Origin of the sequence: Fodinibius sp. SL11 (assembly GCF_052060035.1) — a bacterium.
Taxonomy (GTDB): domain Bacteria; phylum Bacteroidota; class Rhodothermia; order Balneolales; family Balneolaceae; genus Fodinibius.
Map to the genome: position 1 here is coordinate 112,280 of NZ_JBPOEA010000001.1, position 22,559 is coordinate 134,838.

Sequence of the window (22,559 nt, forward strand, 5' to 3'; positions counted from 1 at the left end):
TAATTATTATGACATTTTTAATGGTAGACGACGAAAAAGATATTGAAATGCTGTTCCGTGCCACGGAGTTCTTTACCAAACCAATAAACTTAGTTTCCTTGAAGACTGAAGTTCAAGATCAGTTATTAAACGGTGACGGCCAATAGCTAAAAAAAGGTACCTATGAAAACGTATAACATAATGGTCGTTGATGATGAACCAGATCTTCAAATGTTGATCCTTCAAAAATTCCGCAAGCAAATACAAAGCGAAGCCTATGCGTTTCTTTTTGCTAAAAATGGTATAGAGGCCATTGATCTCCTGGATCACGGAGCCAATGATATTTCTCTGATTTTATCTGACATTAACATGCCCAAAATGGATGGGCTTACCTTGCTTAAGAAACTTCAAGAAAAGGAAAACCAAGCTGTAAAAACCATCATTGTCTCGGCCTATGGAGATATGGAAAATATCCGAATAGCCATGAACCATGGGGCCTTCGATTTTGTAACCAAGCCTATAGATTTCAAAGACTTGGAAATTACTATTTTAAAGGGGCTGAAAGAGATTGGTTATATCAAGGAATCCCAAAGAGAGAAACGGTTATTGATTGCCGTACAACAGGATTTGGATATAGCAGCACGTATTCAGCAGAAAATGCTCCCACAAGATTTTCCGCCCTATCCGAACCGGGATGAATTCAGTATTTATGCTGAAATGCATGCTGCTAAAGAGGTGGGAGGTGATTTTTATGATTTTTTCTTCCTTGATGATACGCACTTAGGCTTTGTAATCGGAGATGTGTCGGGAAAAGGTATTTCGGCCTCCATCTATATGGCTGTGGCAAGAACAATGCTCAAAGCGATTGCATCCCAGATACATGATCCGGCAGAATGTCTTAAAAAGGTTAATCTCATGCTTATTCCTGAAAGTGATTTTACAACTTTCGTGACCGTGTTTTATGGTGTACTGGATACAACAAGCGGTATGGTAAGGTATTCGAATGGCGGTCATAATCTCCCCTATATTCTGAGGCAGGACCAAACATTGGAACAGGTAGAGAACACGGGCGGTCTTTTGCTGGGTAAAATTGAACCTGTCGATTTTGAGGCCAAACAAATACAGCTTAAACCGAGTGAAAAAATCATATTGTACACTGATGGGATAACCGAGGCTATGAATGAGCATGAAGAGATGTATGAAGAAGAGCGTTTCGAAAAATATCTTACCGAGCACCATGATTATACGCAAGATAAGCTCTTGCGCGGGGTCATGGCAGATGTACTTAAATTCACAAATCAGGCCAAACAGTCGGACGATATAACCCTTTTGGTCCTAGAGTACTATGGAACGAAGAGTGTCTGATCGCATATGCTTTTAGGTTACAATTTTGTTATATGATGATGGTTTTCGGATAAGCAGTTACTGAAATATTTACTCTGCTTTTCTCAACTGTACTTCTTCTTTTTAGTCTTCGAGATAACAACTTTTGTGTAAAATTTTTGGTTCGCATCATTAAAATTCGGGTACAATTTGAGCAGTTTTTGGTAGTCAATCTGGCACTTATTTCCTTTTGAACCCCGTCTTAGGACTCTTATAGGCCATTGTAAGGAAAAGACTTTCCGCATACCATCTGTATACGGGGAGCACAAAAGGCTTCATCTTTTATAGGTGGGGCCTTTTTTATTTCCTGCCATTCCGCTTTTAGCCATTTATCGTATATATGAGATGATAATTTCTCTTTCTCTTTTGTACCTCTTGTAAGCTTACTTGAAGTTGACTGTTTGAAAGTGATAAAATTTACCTATTAAGTGGTCCGAAAAAAGGAAACTTGCAATAGGAATTATTTTCTTTGAAAGGTATTCTCAAGAAAACAAATGGTGCCCCAGCGGGGCACCATTTTAAGGGTAGGTTTTATACTAAAAGCGGTAACCAGCAGAAATCTTGATAACACGATTATAGGCCTTGGTGTTTGTTACATCATCCATCTTCAACAAGCCAAAATCATAGTTTGCACTTACAAGCAAACCGTTATTAAATTGATAACCCATACCACCTACGGCTCCCAGGTCGAACTTTTTAAACCCGGAAACTCCTTTATCGGTATCCTTTTCACCTTCGAACTCATAGGGAACCTTATTATTTAATAGATAAGAGAACTGAGGACCTAAAAAGACGTTGAAATTTTTGGTCATCCCGTATTTTGCAAGCACGGGAAGGTCTAAGTAGGTAGAGGTGTTAGTAACGTCGAAATTAAAGCCAAGAATCTCTTGGTTGGCTTCAAATCCTTTTTGGGATATGTATAGCCCACTTTCCAAATTCCACGCTTTTGCAACAGGAATTTCCGCAAATGCGCCAGCATGGAATCTAATATGGGTATTCAGATCAGCATCTTTCACATCTTTTCCGTGCCAATTAGAAAAATCGGCACCTGCTTTTGCACCAAAACGTATGTCTTGGGCATGAGTATTTTGGAATCCCCACAAACAGATACTCAAAATTAGAATAGACTTTATTATTGTTTTCATAGGTATTGCCTTTACAATTTTATTTTTACGTGATATTGTTAGCTCTACCTTTGTTCACTGAATCCATTCTTGCTTTTGGACTGGTATATGAACCAGTGAAATCTGGGATTGGTCAGTATCTCTCTGCTCTACACACGGTTTTTGACAGTGTATAGTCTCGATGAGAAACAAAGAATACTGCTGATTTTATATTACGGACTTTCCAAATAATTATATATAGATTAGAAAAAAATAATTTTTGTCCCCCATTTGTTATCATTTTTAAAAGAGATATTATTAGTTGTAACGAAGATTCAAGAGTGAACGTAGCCAGCCTTTCCGGTACGTTCAAGGTCAGAATTCAGTTGGTTATGCAAAGAATTCAACATATCGGCTGAACCAATCATCCGATCACACTAATAGTCTTACTACAATGAACTCAATAACAAACCTGCGCAACAAGTCGATGGGGTGGGTACTATTTGGCGCCCTCCTAATTACAGGTTGCAACGACAATCAAGTCAGTGGTCCAGGTCAAAATCCCGACATTCCTAACCTATTGCAGACAATTCAGTCTGACCCCGGATTAACCATACTTGAAGAGCTGTTGGAAGGCACCAGCCTTCAGACCGTTCTCGATCAGAATGGAGCCACCACGTTCTTCGCACCTACTGATGCTGCATTTAGTAATCTTCCGGCCGGGTACCTGGAAAGTCTGGACATGAATCAAAAACGAGAGCTACTTGAATATCACGGTTATCAAGGCAGCTATCGCATACCAAACGAAATTAAAAAAGAGTCCATCACTACGATGCAAGGAGATCCTTTGTTTGTCGAGTTGGGACAACCTTTTGGTAATCTGCTCAATAATCAGGCACGGTTTATAAAAACCAATACCGAAGCCCCAAACGGAGTGCTTCATACCATTGACAAGGTACTTATTCCCGATCAATTGGGTACTCTGTACGATAATATCTATAAGCGGTATGAGTTTAAGAACTTCGCTGCGCGGCTGGAGGCGGCCGATCTGGCCGATATGTTGCGAGCTCCTGGGACTAAAACGTTGCTTACTACAAGTGATGTAGCACTGGACTGGTATGAATCCGGTGAAGGTCTCAGCTTCACCGAGGGGGAGTGGAATGAAATTATGCAATATCATGTACTCTTCACGGATTTCACCAGTACAGGACAAGGTACCAGAATGGCCTTGCCTACCATGCACCAGGATTCGGTTTATCTGGTCGTAGACCAAGTCGCGGAATTTTTGATTAACGGTGGAGGCGGAAGTCCTGTTCAGCAAGTATTTTCCACTAATGGAAAAATTGTACTACCGTCCGGTATTATGCTCCCTGATAAGTTCCTTGGGGTTCTTCCTATCCTGGACAAGCGATTCAATTACAAAACATTTCGTGCAGCATTGGCCACAGCGGGCATGACGGGCAGACTTTACAACAGCAATAACAACGCTGATGAAAAATTTACGCTCTTCGTGCCGGGTGATAATGCCGCTGGCATTAATAACCTGCCGAGCAATGAAACCCAATTAGCTGAACTATTGCAATATCATATTCTGCTTGATGAATTTGATACCGATGAACTGCAGGATGGACAAAGCTATACCAGCTGGCAAGGTAAACAGATAACGATTACCAGAAACGGAAATCAAATTCTGGTAAATGGTGTCGCTGCAGTAAAACAGCCGCAAATGACGGGGAAAAACGGTGTTGTGTATGTTATTGACCGTGTACTTGAGTTGCCATCCAATTGAATAAGGATTGGATACCTAGATTGTAGCTGAAGAATAGGCACATATAAGCCCTGAGTCATTGAGCCTCGGGGCTTGTTAATGGGGGAGGATAGGGTACTCGGATCTTTAGGATTTGGGTTTCATAGTCCCCGTCTATAAAAATAGGGGATAAAATTTATCCGCATTATGGTGAGTAAAAAAATTAACCAAGTAATACTCTTATTATGACCGCTAACATACACATAAGCCGAAAACTTAATATTCTAAGTGCTTTATCATTCCGGCTTTTTCTACTTCTAGTCTTCTTGCTTTTTTTAAGTAACTGTGCCACTATGAATTTTCCCTCAGATGATAAAGCACGGGAGGCTAATAACGTACCTGGTCATTTCCTCGTTGGAACACCAAATGGGACGACAACATTAGAACCGAATCCTGATGAGGGATGCCGGAACCCAATGGTTGATCCACGAGATGGTACAAAGATTCAATTGATTCGTTCTAGTAAAGATCGGGGTGACTATAAAGTACCAACCAATCGTTATGGGGTTGGTGGGAAGGAACTACTCAGGCTGGATTGTGGTACCGGCCGTGTGGTGGGAATTGTCAGGAAATAGTATTTGTCAATTTCTTACATCGATGGGGATAATTTTTCTAAGAGTGAAAAGTGAAGATCAAAGTATGGTTGTGTAAAAGATGAAATCCAAACAGGAAAGGCAATGGTTATTCCCTTCAGACTTTGCTTCTATTTGAATTGTACCTGCTGCTTTTGAAAACTTTATTAGGTTTGAACTATAGCTGTAAGGGAAAAAGCTATGTTTTATATATTCAATACTTTGGATACCCAAGCACGGCTAACATAAAATTTCCGAGCAATTTTAGCTTAGTTTTTCACCTTCCCAAAATTCAGCAATTATTGATAAACTTTAGGTTGCTTTCTCTTCTTTTTTAATAATTAAGGGTTAACAAATTTTGTGTAAAATTTTTGTTTCGCATCATTAAAATTTGGGTACAAGTGGAACAGTTTTTGGTAATCAATTTTGTACTCATTTCCTTTAGGACTCCGTCTTAGGACTCTGATAGCCCATTGTAGAGGAAATATTTTCCGCATATCGTCGCAGGTCATCAACTGTCGGGGAGCATAAAAGGCTTCATCTTTTATAGGTGAGGCCTTTTTTATTTTGTGATAGTCTTTTCACAACTGATTATAGGCTATATGTTACATTTCAATCATGATAGTTTTATCCACTGTTATTAAGATACTCAGTTACGAAGAAATTCGATTATCTAATGAAATCGATTACATTCTATGTATATTCCAAAGTTATTTTAAACCTATTTAATTAAGGCATGGGTAACAATAAAAAATATACGGTAGAAGATGTGGCAAGGGAGGCTGACGTATCTACAGCGACAGTCTCAAGGGTATTTAGTGGGTCAGCAAAGGTTAACAAAGAAACTACAGAAAAAGTACTTCAAGCTGCCAAAAAGTTGGATTATCGTCCCAATAGAGTGGCTAGTAGACTTCGGGGTAAGGGGGGACATTCAAAAGTTTTGGGATTAATTGTGACTGATTTGCAAAACCCATTCTTCTCAGATATTGCTCGAGGTGTAGGAGATATAGCCTATGAAAATGATCATGGCGTGATTGTTTGTAATACAGATGAAGATCCCGAAAAGGAGCGCTTTTATCTGGAGACATTGCTTTCAGAAAAGGTAGCAGGATTAATAATTGCGCCTACTATAGGCAACAAAGAATATTTGAGGACAGTAAATCAAACCCTACCGCTGGTTAGCGTTGATAGACATCTTTCAGACTTTGATGTGGATACTGTCACTGTAAATAATAAAGAAGGGTCATATCTTGCAGTTAAAAGATTATTGGAGTTAGGCCACAAACGAATTGGTATTGTTTGTGGCATAGAAGGCATTTTAACGACCGAAGAAAGATTAAACGGATACAAAAAGGCGCTTAAAGAGGAGAATATATCTATTAACGATGAGTTAATATTTCATGGTAACTCTAAAGAAAAGGGAGGGGTTGAGGGAGTACGTCATTTACTGAATATTACCGAACCACCTACTGCCATTTATTCAACCAATAATCTGATGACACTGGGGATATATGAAGAACTTTACAGACAAAATGTAAAGGTACCCAACGATGTTGCTATTGTTGGTTTTGATGATATGTCCTGGGCAACTGCACTTAACCCACCACTTACAGCAGTTCGACAGCCAGGGTATGAATTAGGAGCTACAGCAGTGGAACTTTTGCTAAAACGATTGTCAAATCCCAATCGACCCATTTCTAATACTGTGTTGAAGGCTGAGCTTATCATTCGCCATTCTTGCGGAAATCCTAAGTGATCACTCTTATGTGCTTATAATGGAGCTACGCGCACAAATTAATTGTAAACGTTTACATTTTATTTTAAAAAAAGTAGTAGTAAGGAATGGCTTCCTATTAAAAATGCCCTTATAAAGGCTTATATACCGATAATAGAGTAGGTAATCATTAATTTTTGCAAAGGTATTGATTTTATTGTGAAAACGTTTACATATTTAAAATGAATTTGATGTAGCTGTTATTATGTCTCAGTAATGTAACCGGTTTCACAAAGTTACATCAAGATAAAATGGGATTATCACTTAGCAGGAAATAAAAAATGAAAAGGGGATAATTTATGAGAAAAGTTAATCTTAAGTTAGGGATTTGCTTAGTTATAGTTTCTCTCGTGGTTTTATTTCGAGGACAAGTAAAGGCTCAGGATTCAGATACAAATCACACTGTAACTGGAGTGGTTATAGATGCTGACAATGGGAATTCATTACCCGGCGTTAATATATCTGTAAAAGGCACAACACGGGGTACAGCAACTGATTCAGAGGGATTCTATCAGCTGACAACTCCCTCGGAAACAGATACGCTTGTATTTTCTTTTATTGGATACGCAACGCTGGAAATCCCGATTGAGGGTCGCTCAGAAGTCAATGTAGAATTGAGTTCTCGAGCTCTTACCGGGGAAGAGATTGTAGTTACCGGTTATGGCGTTGAACGTAGAGATGAATTGACCGGATCCATATCCAGCGTAAATCCGGAAGATATAGCCGATATTTCAACCCATAATCCTTTACAGAGTTTACAGGGACGAGTATCCGGTTTAAATATTACCAGAGATGGAACTCCCGGAGGTGGTACTCAGCAGGTTCTTATTCGTGGGATAAGTACGCTCGGAGATAATGAACCACTTTATATTATTGACGGTCAGCCTGTTGAAAGGCGACGCTTTGATCTGTTGTCTTCCAATGAAATTGAGTCTATCCAAGTTTTAAAAGATGCTTCTGCCGCTTCTATTTATGGGTCAAGAGCCTCAAATGGGGTGATTATTGTCACTACGAAAAAGGGACAATCTGATCAACTACGGTTGGAGTTCAATACCCGAACTACATTTGAAAGCCAGTATCCAACGGTAGATGTAATGAATACCGAACAGCGGGGAAGAGCAGCTTGGCGTGCCTCGGTAAATGATGGTGCAGATCCAAACGATCAAGTGCATTATGACTATGATTGGCAGATGCAGGATGGTCAGCCTGTACTTAACAATATCCAAACGGTGGAATGGCTTGATCAAAATGTACAAGGTGGTATACGAGCTTCCGATACTGATTGGTTTGATGTTATTACCCGAAACGGACTTAGTACGGAAAATAACATCTCATTATCCACTGGTGGCGAAAACTATAGCTTGATGACTGCGGTAGGTCATAATTATCAAAAAGGGGTTGTTAAATTTAATGATTTTGAAAGGTACACGCTCCGCCTGAATTCATCCCTTGATTTATTAGATGGTAAACTGACGATTGGAGAAAACATGCAGCTGGCAAGGAGCGAACAGACTCCCTTTTCTGATTATGTGTTTGGTGGAAATCCTTTGAGTACAGCTACGTTACTCCATCCCATAATACCTGTGTATGCTGAAGATGGGAGCTTTGCTGGGCCAATTGGCGGGGGCTTGTCCGACCGGTTGAACCCCTTGGCTACCTCATCATTTCAACAAGATGATCAAAATGAGATACGATCAGTTTATGGAAGTCTGTACGCTGATTTAAGCATAACGGATAATTTAGAATTCAGTACAAATTTTTCCGTCGATTATGACGAGGAAGTGCAGGTCGTAACACTTGAGCAATTTAACATTGGGTTTCTTTCTCGTGACCCCAATAGGCTGGTGCAGGATAACCGAAAAACATCGAATTGGACATGGTCTAATACACTTAATTATTCATTTGATCTTGGGGAACACAGCACGGAAATACTGGCTGGCGTGGAAGCAAACCGCAGTGATACCGAATTTCTTTCGGCAGAACGGCAGGATTTTTTGCTGGAAACTGATAATTTCTGGGAATTTGATGCGGGATCCGGTCCAATGAGTGTGTCGGGCACTTCCACAGGTTTCAGATTGTTATCTTACTTTTCCAAGATTAATTATAATTATAGCAATAGGTACTTAGCAACCGCAACTTTCCGATATGACGGTTCTTCTCGCTTTGGTGAAGATAAGCGGTTTGGTTTTTTTCCCGCTTTTTCTTTGGGTTGGAGAATTACTAACGAAAATTTCTTTAGGAATAGTGATAGTTTCGACTTTATATCCGACCTGAAGTTGAGGGTTGGTGCCGGTCGTATGGGAAATCAGCGTATCGATGATAACGCTCCTTTTGCTTTCTTTACTCCTGCCTACGGCACCGCCGAGTTTTTATGCTGTGGCGCATTTGGTAGACCTACCGGCACAGCTTATGCTCTTGGCGGCCAACAAACGGGAGAACTTCCTTCCGGTATTAAACAAGTTCAACGAGCCAATCCTAATTTGAACTGGGAAGAAACAGATGAAGTGAATGTTGGTTTGGATTTCGGTTTATTTGACCAGCAGTTAACTGGTTCATTTGATTATTTTATACGCGAAACTCGTGATATCTTGGTTCTTCCACCACGTTTAGCTGTACTTGGAGAAGGCTCAGATAGGTGGGAAAATGGAGCCACAATGGAAAACCGTGGGTGGGAGGTTTCTCTAACTTACGATGATGTTATTGGAGAGTTGGGCTATAGCTTTACAACTTCACTTTCCTCATCTAAAGATGAAATAACATTTGTACCGGAATCTGTTGTTCGAGATTTCCCCGGGAATGTGGAAAAAACTATTGTTGGTCGTTCCATAACTGCTAATTTTGGATATGTAGCCGATGGGATTTTTCAAAATGAGCAAGAAGTGCAAGCACATGCTGATCAACCTGGAAAAGGAGTTGGTCGACTACGGTTTAAGGATCTAAACAACGACGGCACAATTAACAGCCTCGACCAGGATTGGTTGGGTAATGAGCTTCCGGATCTTCAATACGGGCTTCAAGGTAATTTCAGTTACAAACAGTTTCGTTTGTCCTTCTATCTCCAAGGAGTTTACGGTGTTGAACGGTTTAACCCTGTTAAACCCAGATTATTCTATGGGGTTGGGACCAACTCAGGTGAGAATTTATTAACTCGTGCTCTTGATGCCTGGACCCCGGAGAATCCCGACTCGGATATTCCAGCTTTATCTCTCGACAATGCCAATAATGAGGCCAGAATGTCTTCATTTATGATTGAAGATATGTCGTATGTAAAACTTCGCAACCTCCGGCTGGAATACACCTTGCCCTCAGCTCTTCAGGAATCTTTAGGGCTAACGAATGCACGAGTGCATGTGTCGGGAGGCGAACTATTTACAATCTCCTCCAGTGATTTTACGGGGGGAGACCCTGAAAATCCCGGATCATTTTATCCGCTTCCCCGGACATTTACCTTTGGTTTTAATTTAGCTTTTTAAGTCTGGAATTATACGCAATGCGCAAAACAAGATTAGCTTCCAATAAATTAAAAATAACAGGAAAAATATTATGTCTTTATTAAAAGGTAGATCAGTGATTTTTGCCACACTTCTTTTGCTGTTAATGTTGACAGGATGTGATAACTTCTTGGATTATAGTCCCAGTGGGGTTATAAATGAAGAAAATATAGAGGGTGTAGATGGTATTGAACAATTGACAACGTCCGCCTATGCTGCGCTTGGTAATTCGGACTGGCTTTATTCCTATGAGTCTAATTGGCTATATGGAAGTGTACGCTCTGATGATGCCTATAAAGGTGGCGGAAGTTTGGGTGATCAGGCTGAAATGGACTGGTATGAACGATTCGTTTTTATTCAGGAAGACCAGGGATACCAACAACGTGCATGGCAAGCACTTTTTGCTGGAATTGAGCGAGCAAATCTGGCTTTGCGAAAGATAGACGAAGTGAGGGAAGGAGGCCTTGAAGATTCAACATATCCTCTGCAGCAACGAGAGGCTGAAATGCATTTCCTAAGAGGTCACTTTTATTTTCGACTGGTTCTTCTGTTCAAAAACGTGCCTTGGATTGATAGGACCATGACGATTGAAGAAGTATCCGAAGTCTCTAATGTTAAATTTACTCGGGATGAGTTGCTCGATAATATCGCGGATGAATTTCAGTTTGCAAAAGATAATTTACCCGATATGCAGGAAGAAGTTGGTAGGGCAAGTGCCGTATCAGCAGCAGCTTATTTAGCTCGAACTCGGCTATATCAAGCCTATGAACAGGATGAAAATCATAATGTGATAAATATCAACCAGGATCGATTAAACGAAGTTATTGATGAAGCTGATTATGTAATCAATTCCGGCAAACATGATCTTTTCGATGACTTCGCCAAAAACTTTATCACTGAATATGATAATGGGCCTGAATCAGTATTTGCAGTCCAACATTCTTTTGATGATGGGACAGAACAAGGTGGTAGGATGAACTATGAGCATGGCTTGAATTATAATATGGCATCAGAATATGGTTGCTGCTGGTTTCATATACCCAGTCATAATTTAGTAAATGCGTTCAAGACCGATGAAAATACTGGATTACCTTTGTTTGATACCTTCAATGATGAGATGGTCAGCGATACTGATCCGAATGCTTATCAAGAACGGACATTTGATCCTCGTCTCAGCCATACGGTTGCCATTCCCGGCCATCCCTTTAAATATGACTCAGACTGGCTTTATGAAACCGGCTGGGCACGACAACCGGAGCTCTATGGTTCCCATGCTACGATGAAAGAAGTGCAACATCCTGATCAACCGGGTACCCAATCTTGGGGGCCTTTCTGGGGGAGCGCAAAGAATGTCGACATCATTCGATATTCGGATGTATTGCTGATGAAAGCAGAGGCATTGATACAGACAGGCCAGCAAAATGAGGCACTGCCCTTAATCAATCAGATTAGAGAGCGTGCAGCAGAGAGTACGGATATGGTGAGGTATTCGGATGGGTCTGCACCGGCTGACTATTTTATCGAACCGTATCGGGATGGTGACAACATCAACTGGACTCAAGATAATGCGCTGGAAGCTCTTCAATGGGAGCGCAGGTTGGAATTTGCAATGGAAAGTTGGCGCTTTTTTGACCTGGTTCGATGGGGAATTGCTGAGGAAGTACTTAATGATTATTTCCAAGTGGAACAAGAAAGAAGATCATATCTTGGTGAAGCCCACTTCGAGGCCAACAAAAATGAATACCTACCTATTCCACAACAGGAGATCGTTTTAAGTGAAGGGTTATATGAGCAAAATCCAGGTTATTGATAGGCAAATTAAAGTTCCTGCATTCGCTGTGATTAAAGAGTAAATCCAGTCTGATTTGCTGCAGCAGAGGGAACCTAATAACAAAACCATGAAATATTATGGAATGGACCCTAAAAAACCGCCTTTTTGCTATCTATTTTTTAATAGGATTAACTGTTGGGGTGAATGGAGAAATATATGGACAGAAATCAGAGATTAAATCTGATTATAGTTCACCAATACCTCAATTTGATTTCCCGAATACGTTAGAGGAGCAAGAGGAAGCGTTAAAGAGAAATCCGCTGATACAACGATTTGCAGAGTCGCGGGAAAGATTATCGGATGATCCATATAGACCAATTTTTCATTTTGTAAATCCAGAAGGAAATCTTAATGATCCAAATGGATTTTCTTTTTGGAATGGCAATTGGCATCTATTTTACCAAGCCTATCCGCCCGAGGATCCGCGACAGCACTGGGGGCATGCCGTTAGTAAAGATTTGGTACACTGGCGTGATCTGCCTTTGGCGATATATCCTAATCCCGAAAGGGCATCCTATTCAGGATCTGCTTTAGTAGAGGAAAATAGGGTTATTGTAAATTATCATGGCACTGAAGTTGGTAATATGGTTGCAATTTCAGATGATCCTCTGCTTTTAAATTGGGACAAGGTTACTGGTGAAGCTGTTATTCCGATGAAAGAAAGAGATTCGGCATTAGTTAATGGCGAAGCAAGATCTCATCATGTTTATGATCCATTTTTGTGGAAAGAAGATGATATGTACTATTCTATATCTGGGTGGAGAGATCGTGATGAAAAAACTGGCAGATTAGTTGCTACTGCAGAGCTGTATCAGTCACCGGATTTAAAGAACTGGGAATATGTGCATCAATTTGTAGATGGTGACCGCTTTACTATGGTAGAAGATGATTTGGCATGTCCGTACTTTTGGCCAATTGGTGATCGCTATATTTTACTTTTCTTTAGCCATTATAGCGGTGGACAATATATGCTAGGGGACTATGACAAGGAACGAAATAAATTTGTTCCGACTTCCCATGGTTATTTTAATCATGGGCCTGTACGTCCTGGTGGTGTTCATGCACCCTCTGCAACTCCAGATGGAGAAGGCGGAGTGGTCACTATTTTTAATATAAACGCTCCAAGAATAAACCCATCAAAAGGTTGGAACCAGATAATGTCCTCTCCAATGCGTCTCACCTTGAGAGACTCCGATGAGCTCGGCATTGAACCTGCAGGAGATTTTGAATCTTTGCGTTATAATCATCGATCTGTAAAACAGGTGACTCTTCCCGCAAATCAAGAAATTGTATTGGAAGATATTTCAGGGAATGCCATGGAGCTAAAAGCTAAGATAAATCCTAAAGATGCTCAGCATATTGAATTGAATGTGTTAAAATCTCCTGATCGAGAGGAGTATACAAGAATTACTTTTTATAATAATACAGGATTTAGAAAACGGGATTCAGGGAATCAGCAAAGCATGCTTTCAATCGATACGAATAATTCTTCTATACGATCAGATGTACAGTCGAGACCACCTGAAAATGCACCGCTTTATCTTGAAGATGATGAAAACCTTGAACTGCGAATATTTATTGATAAAAGTGTGGTCGAACTTTTTGCCAATGGCAAGCAATATGCAGCTGTACGGGTCTATCCTGATCTTGAGGAAAGTGTGGGTGTTTCCATACGATCTCAGGGGCAGGAAAGTGAGTTGATTTCCTTGGATGCTTGGCAGATGAAAAACACTTGGGAGATATCGGTAGATGAATGGTATGAAAAAAAAGTTTGGCGTTAACTGCAGCTTTTGCTTGATGGTTAAACTGAATTACGCCTATAAAGATTTATTTTTTAATTAATCTTCTACCTATGATGAAAATAAAAACCTTATTTCTAATAAGTGTACTATTATTGGCAGGGGCAATAACCGTTGAGGCTCAGCAGTCATTAACAAAAGAAATTACTATAGGGGAAAACGATCGGTATCTTAATTTTCCGGTTGTAGGCTGGAATAGTAAATCCGATAACGATCAGAAAATGATGCGAATTCGGTACAATGGAGAGGTACTTGATGAGTTTTTAATTAGTATAGCAAAGGGAGATGCAGACTGGTGGGCCTTTTTTCCCGTCGAACGTTATGCCGGTGAAAACTTGACGGTGGAGCTCGATGATTCTTCGGGCAGTAAAGCATTAGAAAAGGTTTACAGCGATACTATATTCCCGGGTCTCGAAAATCTTTATCGAGAGCGTTATCGGCAGCAAGTACATTTTTCATCACGACGCGGCTGGAATAACGATCCGAATGGACTGATCTGGTACGAGGGCGAATGGCACCTTTTTTATCAACATAATCCTTATGGGTGGAGCTGGGGAAATATGCATTGGGGACATGCGGTAAGTAAGGACTTGGTACAGTGGGAAGAACTACCCGATGCACTGTATTCACCTAATCACAATAACATGGCTTTTTCGGGTGGAGCTGTTGTTGATTCGGATAACACATCTGGATTTCGAAGAGATGGTGTGGATCCTCTTATTGCCACTTACACTCGAACCGGCTCGGGAGAACATTTAGCTCTTAGTTATGACAATGGTGGCACTTTCGAAGAATATGAAGGAAATCCCGTGGTTGAACATAATGGACGCGATCCTAAAGTTTTTTGGTATGAACCAGGAAACCATTGGGTTATGATCGTGTACAGTGAATCACAAAAGCGTGATTTGGCTGATTCCGGGGAGCAAGTAAGATTATATCAACATTCTATATATACCTCTTCTGATTTGAAGAACTGGGAATACCAGTCTGGCGTAGCTGATTTTTTTGAGTGTCCGGAACTATTTGAACTGCCTGTTGAAGGTAGCGACAATGAAAGCAAATGGATTATGTATGATGGGGATGGTAAATATGTGATCGGGGATTTTAACGGGAAAGAATTTACTATTGAACAGGGGGTAACGCAGTATGATTACGGTGGGGATTTCTATGCTTCTCAGACCTACAGCAATGTTCCAGACGAAGATGGAAGGAGAATTCAAATAGGCTGGTTCCAGACTGAAACTCCATATATGCCCTTTAATCAGAGTATGACTTTTCCAACTGAATTATCTCTCAAAAAAGATTCCGATGGTTATTTTCTGGCCCCGACACCAGTGAATGAAATTGAGAAACTTCATCAAAAAAGCTGGAAAATTGAAAATCAGATCTTAAATGATAACACCATCTCATCCCCGCTACGCGGAGATCAATTTCATATAATTGTTGAATTGGACAAAGGGGAAGCTACCAGCTTTGGCATGAATATAAATGGGTATGAATTGACCTATAATCAACTTCGAAGTACCCTCAACGATACGTTTTATCCCATCGATAAAACGCTCAAGCTTGAAGTTATCGTAGACAGAATGGGAGTCGAGGTATTTGTCAACGATGGAGAGTTATATTATGTAGAAGAACATAATTCTGTTGACACAGAGCAGAAGGTGGTGGTATTTAGCTCTGGACGTGGAGATTCTAAAATGCTGATAAAAAATTTTGAAGTTTATGAACTTTCATCAATCTGGGATAAATAGATCTTGTATCTACAATAAATCGGTAAACGAAAATATCAATTAAACTCATCCATAACTTTAAATGTGGGATTATGAAAAATTTTATTTCTTTTTGGGGCGCTATTATGTTAGTGTCCGCCGGTCTGTTACTAAGTGCTTGTCAGACTAATGATCAAACCAATGGCGTTACTTCTGAAGATGATATAGCCTACGACGAACTTTACCGTCCGCAGTTTCATTTTACACCGGCCCAAAACTGGATTAACGACCCCAATGGCTTGGTGTATCATGACGGTGAATACCACCTTTTTTATCAATACAACCCATTTGGTGACCAGTGGGGGCACATGAGCTGGGGTCATGCTGTAAGTACCGACCTGATGCACTGGGAGGAACTCGATGTGGCGCTTCAAGAAGAGGACGGCATCATGATTTTCTCTGGCAGTGCAGTTGTGGATAAGCAAAATACCTCAGGATTGGGGGCGGAAGAAAATCCCCCGATGGTTGCCATCTATACTGGTCATCACGACAGTGAGGAAAACCCCAAGCAGGATCAGCGCATTGCCTATAGCACTGATAACGGACGCAGTTGGACCAAGTATGAAGGCAATCCCGTAATTGATGAAGAAATGGAAAACTTTCGTGATCCCAAGGTGATTTGGCATGAGGAAACCGAAAAGTGGATTATGGTAGTAGCCCTACCCACTGAATACAAAGTCCGTTTTTACAGCTCTGATAATTTGATTGACTGGAAGATGGAAAGCGAATTTGGTCCAGCAGGAGGAACAGGGGGTATATGGGAATGTCCCGACCTGTTTAAACTCCCTGTGGATGGGCATGACGGAGAATCGCGCTGGGTTTTGCAAGTTGATATGAACCCAGGAGCAGTAGCCGGTGGATCGGGCGGACAATATTTCGTGGGTGATTTTGATGGATCAGAATTTACCGAAAGCGAAGAAACCAAAGGCGAAACGCTCTGGGTAGACTACGGTAAGGATTTTTATGCCGTGCAATCATATTCGAACATTCCCGATGGGCGACGCATTTGGTTGGCGTGGATGAACAACTGGAACTATGCCGGCGAAATTCCAACTAATCCGTGGAGAGGGGCTATGACTATCCCGCGGAAAGTAGGGTTGATGTCCACCGATGAGGGTCCACGTCTTACACAAAAGACGGTAGATGAATTAAATACTATTGCTGGTGAGGCCCAGCAGTTTGAAAATATCACCATTTCTGACGGATTGTTCACGGATGAAAACCTCGAAGGTACGACCTACAAAATTGAAGCCGAGATTCAGCTCAATGATGCCGAGCGTGTTGGATTTAACCTTCGCAAAGGAGATGAAGAACAAACTGTTGTCGGCTATGATGTGAGGGCTGAAGAACTTTTTGTGGATAGAAGAAACTCCGGAGAAGTATCTTTTCACGAAGATTTTGCAGCAGAGATTCAAACAGCACCGTTAAGATTAAATAAAAATATTCTGACATTAGAAATATTGGTTGATCGTTCTTCGGTTGAAGTCTTTAGCGGTAAAGGTGATCGCTCGATCACTAATCGGATATTTCCGAGCGAATCTTCGAACGGGATCGAAATTTTTAGCGAAGGCGGAGCCGCAGAGGTTGTGAATTTGGGTTTCCGGGAGCTGCAATCCACATGGAGTAATTCTCAATAAATAATTTAAATATTTCATTACTATACTATGATTAAAACGAGATCATTATTACTGTCGGCCATCGTTGCTTCGCTGGCGGGATTTCTATTTGGTTTTGATACCATTGTGATTTCTGGAGCCGACCGGGCGATACAGGAATTATGGCAGATCAGCGACCTCTTTCATGGTACCTTTATTATGTCGATGGCGCTTTGGGGAACAGTGGTAGGGGCGTTATTTGGTGGCATTCCCTGCGACAAACTGGGCCGAAAGAATACCTTATTTGGTATTGGTGTATTGTATCTGTTATCCGCACTGGGATCTGCATTGGCTCCCGATCCGTATATCTTTTCTTTATCCCGGTTTATTGGTGGACTGGGTGTTGGGGCCTCGTCGGTAGCGGCGCCAATTTACATTTCTGAGATTACTCCCGCCAAAGATCGGGGGCGTTTAGTAGCCTCATATCAATTTAATATTGTGTTGGGGATCTTGGTTGCTTACATATCAAATTATGTGATTGGTACCTACTTTGATGACGTGGCCTGGCGCTGGATGCTGGGAGTAGAGGCGGTACCCGCTGCCATTTATGCCTTCTTTGTGCTGGGCATCCCCGAAAGTCCGCGCTGGCTCGCACTTAAGAAAAATGATGATGCAACGGCAAGGAAACTGCTTGAGCAGCTCAATCCCAAAGCCAATATTGAGCAGCTAATGACAGATATTAAAGCATCTACAAAAAAGGTTACCGATGCTAAATTCTTGTCCAGGAAATATAGCTTTCCCATTTTATTAGCCTTTTTGGTGGCATTTTTCAATCAATGGTCAGGCATTAACTTTGTATTGTATTATGCACCCCGTATTTTTGAACAGGCTGGTATTGCTGCCACCGATGTGTTGGGGGCATCCATCCCGCTGGGAATCGTCAACTTGCTGTTTACTATGCTGGGGATGTATCTGATTGATCGTGTGGGACGAAAGCAGCTGATGTACTACGGATCATTCGGATACATACTGTCACTATCAGGTGTTTCATGGGCCTTTTTTAGCGGTGCCGAGGGTGGAATCGTTGTAGCGTTTGTTTGCTTTTTTATTGCGGCACACGCCGTGGGACAGGGCGCAGTTATTTGGGTATTTATTTCCGAAATTTTTCCTAATAAAGTACGTGATTCGGGTATGTCATTGGGATCGGGCACCCACTGGATTTTTGCAGCCATCATTACGCTCATAACTCCAACCGTGTTGAGTGCCTTTTCGGGCGGAACCATTTTTGCTTTCTTCGCTTTCATGATGTTCTTGCAACTTCTGTTTGTCTGGAAAGTAATGCCTGAAACCAAGAATAAATCCTTGGAGGAACTCGAGAAGGAATTACTGCCAGAAGATGCAGAATTGGAAGGCAGCTGGGAATAGCAACAGTACAATTTGATTAAGAAAATATAGACAAGCAGTAATCGATTTATGAGTGACAAGAGCAATATTTTGTGTATTGGTGAAGTACTATGGGATTCTTTGCCTTCCGGATTGTATTTGGGCGGTGCCCCCTTGAATGTGTGCTACCACTTAAATCAATTGAATATTGAGTCGGTCATCGCCAGTAAGGTAGGTAAAGACCGGTTGGGCAAAGAGGCCGTTCGGCGGATCAAAATGATGGATATTTCTACCGATTTAGTGCAGTTCGATGAACAGCACGAAACTGGTTTTGTAGGGGTGGAGTTCACAGAGGGTGGGGACCCCCAATATAATATATTACAACCGGTAGCCTGGGATGAGATAATACTTTCTGACAAGCTGGGAGATACCGCAGAGCAATCTTTGGGGTTGGTCTTTGGAACACTTGCCCAGAGAAATGAAACAAGTCGTAAAACCATACAATCCCTGATGGAACGCGGGTTGACCCTGATTTTTGATATGAATCTCCGTAAACCATTTATCAATAAAAAAGTAATTCGCCAGTCATTGGAAATGGCAGATATTGTTAAGATGAATGAAGACGAACTCAATCATCTTATCGAATGGTATTCGCTTTCAGGTGGTCCCAAAAGTGCTGTTGAGGATATAGTTGCTCACTTTAATTGTTCTACGGTGTGTGTCACAAAAGGGGCGAACGGCTCGATGCTTTTTAAAGATGATAAATGGTTTGAGCACCAAGGCTTTCCAGTAAAGGCTAAAGATGTTGTTGGTGCAGGTGATGCGTTTTTAGCTTCTCTAATACATGGCATTATTACTGGGGTAGACGGTAAGGATTTGCTGATTTACGCGAATGCGACTGGGTCGTTAATAGCTCAAAAAGATGGGGCGACGCCACAATATAGTTTAGATGAAATAAGAAGCGAAATGGTTTAGCGGTAATCTTATCTCTTTGGACAGAACGAAAAATCGTTTTGTGGGACGGTTAGTATTTTGCTCATTCTAAGACAATAACTCCAAAACCCAGGCCCGGCTCACACCAAATTTTCGAGCAATCTCGACTTGGTTTTTAACCTTCCCCGAGTCAAGCAATTCCTGATAAATCTTACGTTGCTTAGCTCGGCTTTTCCGTTGCTTTTTCTTCTTTTTTGATGATTCGGAGTTAATAAATTTTGTATAAAATTTTTGGTTCGCATCATTAAAATTTGGGTACAAATTGAACAGTTTTTGGTAGTCAACTTTGTACTCATTTCTTTTAGGACCCCGTCTTAGGACTCTGATAGGCCATTCAAGAGGAAAGACTTTCCGCATATCGTCTGTATACTTGGAGCTAAGTATTTCTGAAGTGCAAACCTGAACTTTTCCAGGGTCACTGTTTTTTTATTTACTGCCAGTCTTTTTCCAGCTGTTTATTGGCTAAATAATTGGTTTCAACTTCTCTAGTTTTATAAATATTCAAACCAGCTGGAGTATTATGACGGTTTGTATTCAGATTATAGTTGATAAAAATACAGGTCATTATTGTATAAGAAAGGGCTTTGGAAAAGTTAGGGTCCTTCTTATTCATTAATTATGTTTAGCCTCCATAAGGGTTTTTTGCTTCTAACAGATTAAATGATCATAGGTAGCAGTACAAAACAGAACTTGGATATCATCTCCTTGGTAAAGTGTGGAAGTTTTTTAATGTGAAGTTTGAATTAGAGTCTTAATAGTATGTCATCTGTAGAAAGAGTAACGTTTAATAACAGTACCAGTAGGGAGTTCAGTCAAACGGTAAAGCAGCGGGTTAACCAATATTTTGAGGAGCGTAATCTCTCAAAGAATGCCAACCTGCAGATGGTAATTAAAACCGTTGTAATGCTAACGCTTTATTTTGGACCCTATGCGTTGATCATGTCCGGGTCGCTCTCTGTCGGAGCGATGTGGTTTTTAACGTTTATTATGGGTATTGGCATGGCGGGTATTGGTTTTTCTGTATCCCATGATGCCTTGCATGGGGCGTATTCTTCTAATAAGTATATTAATCGTGCATTGGGATATACTTTCGATTTGGTGGGAGCAAATGGCTATATCTGGAAGATAACCCACAACATTATCCATCACACCTATACTAATATTCACGAACACGACGAGGATCTGGAGGTGGCTGAATTTATCCGCCTCTCCCCACATTCAGAGTATAAGCCAATCCATCGCGTCCAACATATCCTAGCCTTCTTTGCCTATAGCCTCTCCACGTTTTTCTGGGTGTTTATTAAAGATTACAAGCATTTTGCAAAGGATAATATTGGTCCGTACGAAAACAAAACTCATCCCACGAGTGAATGGATCATCCTGTTTGTAACCAAGGCCATCTACTATACCTACATGCTGGTGCTTCCACTGCTTCTACTCGATATTACGTGGGTTCACCTGTTGGTTGGCTTTACAACGCTTCACCTGACAGCTGGGCTAACCGTAGGCATTGTTTTTCAGCTTGCCCACGTTGTGGAGGGAACGGATCATCCGCTGCCGGATGAAGATAATATGATTGATGAACATTGGATGATTCATGAAATGGTGACTACCAATAATTTTGCGCGCGATAATAAAGCATTATGCTGGTTTGTAGGTGGATTGAACTTCCAGATTGAACATCACCTGTTTCCTAGAATTTGCAGCGTACATTATCCGGCTATCAGTCATATTGTAGAACAAACGGCCGATGAGTTTGATATTCCGTACAATCAGCATGACACCTTTTTTGAGGCAGTAGCATCTCATTATCGTACGCTCAAAAAATTTGGAGATCCGGAGTTTACGTATTCCGAAGCTCACACATAACAGGCGTATAGTCTAATTATGTGTTTTCTTCGAAGTTTAATCTTGAGGATTATCTAAAAACCCAGTTAAATGATTTTTTTAAATAGCCTCAGGGCTAAGGGGGAGCACACATATCTCCTTATTGTTTTTTAAGTGGTGTACATCCCCAGCCGGAATGAGTAGTGCTGGAGGAATTTCTTCCAAATCTTGCTGGGTTATACCATGTTTTCACGCCTTTTTCAAAGGTGTCTTCATCAAAAAAAGAAGTAAATTTGCAATCAATATTATTTGAAAAGGATTGCCTTTGATCCAAGGTGTCATATGCTGTGGTAAAAGTATGAAGTTTGTTTTGGTATTCTTTTACAACGTCAAGCTCATATACACTAAGAGTAATCGCAGTTTGGATCTCTTTTTCAAGGCGCTGATAGGTCTGGTTGGCCATCGAGTCGGCTAACTGAAAGGAAGAAATTCTCGGACTGCTCTCCAGTAAGTCCAACCTCTGTGAATCGATATGAGAAAGGTGGAGATTTTGCGGGGAAGCAAGCATAACATGGGAAAATGGCATAAGGTTCGCTGCCATTTCGGGTGTTCCATTATTACAAGTTGAGAGTACTATAAGATCATACCATTGATCATCTGTGGCCACAAACTTCTGGATGCCTGAAGAAAAAGTTTCAGTATTTACCGTAATATTTGGCAATGTTTGGTGGTATCTATTCCCTCCGTCATCAGGTATTTCGTGACCGAAATAAAGAAAGAAATTTCGCTGGTTCTCTTCCCCGGAATAGGTTCGGTATTGGTTATATAGCCGAGACTCAGTTGTAAAAAAATCTTCATTACTATTGGGATGGCGATAGTTTACCTGGCTAGTTTTCTCACCGTTTGTGTAGTGATAAAAACGGCTGCTTTTGCGTGGAAAAAGGCCCAGGAATTTTTTCTCCGGGCGCTGATAAAAAATAAAGACTTCTCCCGACTCCGCTTCGTCCGCAACGTTTAGCGCCGTATCAAGTACTTGTTGGTTTTTCCGTACCGGTTCTCCGACAGCATCATGATAAAGGTAATCGGCATCGGCGTGAATATAATAAATTACAGAATAGGCTACGTCTGTATTTTCATCAGTGGTGCCATCTCTGAATAATTCAGAAGTATGGCTACACCCCGATAAAACAATTCCCGTTAGTAGGGGTAGCCAAATCAGGGTTTTAGATAGGAGCATACATGCATAAATA

General features: G+C 41.0%; 15 protein-coding genes. 12 read left to right on the forward strand and 3 right to left on the reverse strand.

Annotated features, from left to right (window positions below; genetic code table 11):
- The first annotated feature begins 162 nt into the window (after nucleotides 1–162).
- Nucleotides 163–1,344, forward strand: coding sequence for a PP2C family protein-serine/threonine phosphatase (locus ACQ76V_RS00485; protein ID WP_440998497.1), 1,182 nt, complete (start codon nucleotides 163–165; stop codon nucleotides 1,342–1,344).
- Nucleotides 1,345–1,898: 554 nt separating this feature from the next.
- On the opposite strand, the gene ACQ76V_RS00490 is transcribed toward ACQ76V_RS00485, so the two are convergent.
- On the reverse strand, nucleotides 1,899–2,507 hold the full coding sequence (locus tag ACQ76V_RS00490; RefSeq protein ID WP_440998498.1) for a porin family protein: 609 nt from the start codon (nucleotides 2,505–2,507) through the stop codon (nucleotides 1,899–1,901).
- Between the two features lie 412 nt (nucleotides 2,508–2,919).
- Between ACQ76V_RS00490 and ACQ76V_RS00495 the strand changes: the two genes are divergently transcribed.
- The 10 genes from ACQ76V_RS00495 (at nucleotide 2,920) to ACQ76V_RS00540 (ending at nucleotide 19,464) form a co-directional block, all read left to right on the forward strand.
- The gene (locus ACQ76V_RS00495; protein ID WP_440998499.1) at nucleotides 2,920–4,254 is read left to right on the forward strand and encodes a fasciclin domain-containing protein; all 1,335 of its coding nucleotides are present in this window, start codon (nucleotides 2,920–2,922) and stop codon (nucleotides 4,252–4,254) included.
- 311 nt (nucleotides 4,255–4,565) lie between these two features.
- The gene (locus tag ACQ76V_RS00500) at nucleotides 4,566–4,847 is read left to right on the forward strand and encodes a hypothetical protein (protein WP_440998500.1); all 282 of its coding nucleotides are present in this window, start codon (nucleotides 4,566–4,568) and stop codon (nucleotides 4,845–4,847) included.
- Between the two features lie 733 nt (nucleotides 4,848–5,580).
- Nucleotides 5,581–6,600, forward strand: coding sequence for a LacI family DNA-binding transcriptional regulator (locus tag ACQ76V_RS00505; RefSeq protein ID WP_440998501.1), 1,020 nt, complete (start codon nucleotides 5,581–5,583; stop codon nucleotides 6,598–6,600).
- 368 nt (nucleotides 6,601–6,968) lie between these two features.
- Nucleotides 6,969–10,091 carry a SusC/RagA family TonB-linked outer membrane protein gene (locus ACQ76V_RS00510; RefSeq protein WP_440998502.1) on the forward strand — a complete coding sequence of 1,041 codons (3,123 nt, stop codon included), beginning with the start codon at nucleotides 6,969–6,971 and terminating at the stop codon, nucleotides 10,089–10,091.
- A gap of 70 nt (nucleotides 10,092–10,161) precedes the next feature.
- Nucleotides 10,162–11,919 (forward strand): RagB/SusD family nutrient uptake outer membrane protein, encoded by a 1,758-nt coding sequence (locus ACQ76V_RS00515; protein ID WP_440998503.1) that lies wholly within the window; start codon nucleotides 10,162–10,164, stop codon nucleotides 11,917–11,919.
- Between the two features lie 161 nt (nucleotides 11,920–12,080).
- Complete coding sequence (locus ACQ76V_RS00520; RefSeq protein ID WP_440998504.1) at nucleotides 12,081–13,721, forward strand: glycoside hydrolase family 32 protein; 1,641 nt, start codon at nucleotides 12,081–12,083, stop codon at nucleotides 13,719–13,721.
- Between the two features lie 71 nt (nucleotides 13,722–13,792).
- The gene (locus ACQ76V_RS00525) at nucleotides 13,793–15,493 is read left to right on the forward strand and encodes a GH32 C-terminal domain-containing protein (RefSeq protein WP_440998505.1); all 1,701 of its coding nucleotides are present in this window, start codon (nucleotides 13,793–13,795) and stop codon (nucleotides 15,491–15,493) included.
- Between the two features lie 71 nt (nucleotides 15,494–15,564).
- Complete coding sequence (locus ACQ76V_RS00530) at nucleotides 15,565–17,148, forward strand: glycoside hydrolase family 32 protein (RefSeq protein ID WP_440998506.1); 1,584 nt, start codon at nucleotides 15,565–15,567, stop codon at nucleotides 17,146–17,148.
- A 27-nt stretch (nucleotides 17,149–17,175) separates the two neighbouring features.
- On the forward strand, nucleotides 17,176–18,531 hold the full coding sequence (locus ACQ76V_RS00535; RefSeq protein WP_440998507.1) for a sugar porter family MFS transporter: 1,356 nt from the start codon (nucleotides 17,176–17,178) through the stop codon (nucleotides 18,529–18,531).
- A 48-nt stretch (nucleotides 18,532–18,579) separates the two neighbouring features.
- Nucleotides 18,580–19,464 (forward strand): carbohydrate kinase family protein, encoded by an 885-nt coding sequence (locus tag ACQ76V_RS00540; RefSeq protein WP_440998508.1) that lies wholly within the window; start codon nucleotides 18,580–18,582, stop codon nucleotides 19,462–19,464.
- A 448-nt stretch (nucleotides 19,465–19,912) separates the two neighbouring features.
- Here the strand turns inward: ACQ76V_RS00540 and ACQ76V_RS00545 are convergent, their stop codons facing one another.
- Complete coding sequence (locus tag ACQ76V_RS00545) at nucleotides 19,913–20,095, reverse strand: hypothetical protein (RefSeq protein ID WP_440998509.1); 183 nt, start codon at nucleotides 20,093–20,095, stop codon at nucleotides 19,913–19,915.
- Nucleotides 20,096–20,241: 146 nt separating this feature from the next.
- On the opposite strand from ACQ76V_RS00545, the gene ACQ76V_RS00550 reads away from it, so the two are divergent.
- Complete coding sequence (locus tag ACQ76V_RS00550) at nucleotides 20,242–21,351, forward strand: fatty acid desaturase family protein (RefSeq protein WP_440998510.1); 1,110 nt, start codon at nucleotides 20,242–20,244, stop codon at nucleotides 21,349–21,351.
- Between the two features lie 118 nt (nucleotides 21,352–21,469).
- On the opposite strand, the gene ACQ76V_RS00555 is transcribed toward ACQ76V_RS00550, so the two are convergent.
- Nucleotides 21,470–22,546, reverse strand: coding sequence for a hypothetical protein (locus ACQ76V_RS00555; protein ID WP_440998511.1), 1,077 nt, complete (start codon nucleotides 22,544–22,546; stop codon nucleotides 21,470–21,472).
- Nucleotides 22,547–22,559 lie beyond the last annotated feature (13 nt).

Excerpts from the sequence above, each read along its gene's own strand:
- ACQ76V_RS00485 (WP_440998497.1), top strand. The coding sequence starts at position 163 with ATGAAAACGTATAACATAATGGTCGTTGATGATGAACCAGATCTTCAA.
- ACQ76V_RS00490 (WP_440998498.1), bottom strand. The coding sequence starts at position 2,507 with ATGAAAACAATAATAAAGTCTATTCTAATTTTGAGTATCTGTTTGTGG.
- ACQ76V_RS00495 (WP_440998499.1), top strand. The coding sequence starts at position 2,920 with ATGAACTCAATAACAAACCTGCGCAACAAGTCGATGGGGTGGGTACTA.
- ACQ76V_RS00500 (WP_440998500.1), top strand. The coding sequence starts at position 4,566 with ATGAATTTTCCCTCAGATGATAAAGCACGGGAGGCTAATAACGTACCT.
- ACQ76V_RS00505 (WP_440998501.1), top strand. The coding sequence starts at position 5,581 with ATGGGTAACAATAAAAAATATACGGTAGAAGATGTGGCAAGGGAGGCT.
- ACQ76V_RS00515 (WP_440998503.1), top strand. The coding sequence starts at position 10,162 with ATGTCTTTATTAAAAGGTAGATCAGTGATTTTTGCCACACTTCTTTTG.
- ACQ76V_RS00525 (WP_440998505.1), top strand. The coding sequence starts at position 13,793 with ATGATGAAAATAAAAACCTTATTTCTAATAAGTGTACTATTATTGGCA.
- ACQ76V_RS00530 (WP_440998506.1), top strand. The coding sequence starts at position 15,565 with ATGAAAAATTTTATTTCTTTTTGGGGCGCTATTATGTTAGTGTCCGCC.
- ACQ76V_RS00535 (WP_440998507.1), top strand. The coding sequence starts at position 17,176 with ATGATTAAAACGAGATCATTATTACTGTCGGCCATCGTTGCTTCGCTG.
- ACQ76V_RS00540 (WP_440998508.1), top strand. The coding sequence starts at position 18,580 with ATGAGTGACAAGAGCAATATTTTGTGTATTGGTGAAGTACTATGGGAT.
- ACQ76V_RS00545 (WP_440998509.1), bottom strand. The coding sequence starts at position 20,095 with ATGAATAAGAAGGACCCTAACTTTTCCAAAGCCCTTTCTTATACAATA.
- ACQ76V_RS00550 (WP_440998510.1), top strand. The coding sequence starts at position 20,242 with ATGTCATCTGTAGAAAGAGTAACGTTTAATAACAGTACCAGTAGGGAG.
- ACQ76V_RS00555 (WP_440998511.1), bottom strand. The coding sequence starts at position 22,546 with ATGCTCCTATCTAAAACCCTGATTTGGCTACCCCTACTAACGGGAATT.